The sequence below is a fragment of the Alcanivorax sp. HI0044 genome (assembly GCF_001634945.1).
The window spans coordinates 1-2,066 of sequence record NZ_LWEZ01001327.1; the positions used below are offsets into that span (position 1 = coordinate 1).

The following is a 2,066-nucleotide window of genomic DNA, read 5'->3' on the forward strand; positions in this document are numbered from 1 at the left end:
TGGCGGATATACCCAAACAATTTGATTTCTGGGACGAACCCCCGATTAAATAAAGGTTCTTTTTCAGGCTGCCGTTTGGCGGCCTTTTTGCGTGTGTGTCGCCTGGGCGACAATTCAATCTGAGGCAGGGATTTATGAAACGGGAAACAATTGCCATTCATGGTGGTTTTGCTGGCGATCCGCAGACCCATGCGGTGGCCGTGCCCATGTACCAGACTACCAGCTACTACTTTGATGATACCCAGCATGGGGCGGATCTTTTTGATCTCAAAGTGCCGGGTAATATCTACAGTCGCATAATGAATCCGACCAACGCGGTGCTTGAAGAGCGCGTTGCGCAACTGGAGGGCGGCATCGGTGCGTTGGCCATGGCGTCAGGTATGGCGGCGATCACCGCAACCATTCAGACGCTGGCCAAAGCGGGGGACAATATTGTTTCCACCAGTCAGCTTTATGGCGGTACCTATAACTTGTTCGCGCATACCTTGCCGAATCAGGGCATTGAGGTGCGCATGGCCGATGGCCGCAATCCCCAGGCGATTGCGGATGCCATTGATGAAAAAACCAGGATGGTGTTTTGCGAATCCATCGGTAACCCGGCGGGCAACGTGGTGGATATGGCTGCGTTAGCCAAGGTGGCCCATGACGCAGGCGTGCCGCTGGTGGTGGATAATACGGTGGCGACGCCAGCATTGTGCCGGCCTTTTGAACACGGCGCTGATATTGTGGTGCACTCATTGACGAAATACATGGGCGGCCACGGCACCACCATTGCTGGCGCCATCGTGGATTCCGGCAAATTCCCCTGGAAAGATAACCCGCGTTTCCCGCAGTTCAATGAACCGGATCCCAGCTATCACGGTGTGGTGTACGTAGAGGCCATGGGTGAGGCCGCGTTCATTGGTCGTGCCCGGGTTGTGCCCTTGCGCAATATGGGTGCCGCGTTGTCACCGATGAATGCGTTCCTGATTATGCAGGGCATTGAAACCCTGAGCCTGCGCATGGAACGCCATTGCGAGAATGCCATGAAAGTGGCTGCGTACCTGCGCGACCATGCCAAGGTGAGCTGGGTGAATTTTGCCGGCCTGGAAACCGACAAGGATTATGCATTGGCGCAGCAATACATGGATGGCGGGGTGCCCTCGTCCATTCTCAGTTTTGGTGTAGAAGGTGGCCGCGAGGCGGGAGCGCGTTTTATCGATGCGCTGGCGTTGATCAAACGATTGGTCAACATTGGTGATGCCAAGTCTCTGGCGTGCCATCCGGCGACTACCACACACCGGCAGTTGAATGATGAAGAGCTGAAAAAGGCGGGTGTCAGCGCAGACCTGGTGCGTCTGTCCATTGGTATCGAGCATGTGGACGATATCCTGGCAGATATCGAACAGGCGCTGTTGGCCGTTTAAATTTGTGCACGAAACTGGGCCGGCGTCATGCCGGTCCAGCGTTTGAAGGCTTTGGCAAAGGCGCTTTCATCGGAAAAGCCCAATTTGTCGGCAATATCAAAGAGTTTTGACCCTTCCTTCAGTGACTGTTCAGCCATGCCCTGCAGCAGTGAATCGCGCAGCAGCTTGAAGCTGGTGCCTTCTTCGCTGAGTTTGCGGATCAGGTGGCGGCCGCTCATGGCCATCTGCTCGGCCACTTTTTCCTTGCCCCAGCGGGGATGCTGACGTAACAGGTCGCGGACGCTGGCACTTAACGACTGGCTGCCCAGTTGCTCCAGCAGCTGGTCGGCCAGGGTGCGCAAGTGCTGGCAAAGCGCCGGGTTGGCGTAGATGAGTGGCAGCGACAGGGCGGCGGCTGAAATGCGCAAGCTATTGTGGGCAGCTTCGAATTCAACGGGGACACCCAGCAGTTGTTGATAGCGATCCGGGTCGGCCAGAGCCGGATGGGAGAAACTGATGCCGCTGGCTTGAAGTTGCTCGCCGGTGGACCAGCGTGTCAGTTGCAACAGGGAGGCCAGCGCGGCTTCCACCCGTTCTGCCAGCCGAGTGGTGTATTGGGGCAGGTAGCGGATTTCGCACACATCACCTGCCACGGCATATTCGAAGGTTCCACCTTCGCCA

General features: G+C 56.7%; 2 protein-coding genes. One reads left to right on the plus strand and one right to left on the minus strand.

Annotated elements, in window-relative coordinates:
• Positions 1-134 precede the first annotated feature (134 nt).
• Positions 135-1,406: an O-acetylhomoserine aminocarboxypropyltransferase/cysteine synthase family protein gene (locus A3730_RS19490; protein ID WP_063538722.1), complete on the plus strand. Its 1,272-nt coding sequence runs from the start codon at positions 135-137 to the stop codon at positions 1,404-1,406.
• On the opposite strand, the gene A3730_RS19495 is transcribed toward A3730_RS19490, so the two are convergent.
• Positions 1,403-2,066, minus strand: a 664-nt coding sequence (locus tag A3730_RS19495) for an AraC family transcriptional regulator (RefSeq protein WP_063538724.1), incomplete at its 5' end; no start/stop codon positions are given. The genes A3730_RS19490 and A3730_RS19495 overlap by 4 nt on opposite strands.

Bases quoted from the DNA above. Each gene is read 5' to 3' on its own strand.
- A3730_RS19490 (WP_063538722.1), top strand. From the start codon at position 135: ATGAAACGGGAAACAATTGCCATTCATGGTGGTTTTGCTGGCGATCCG.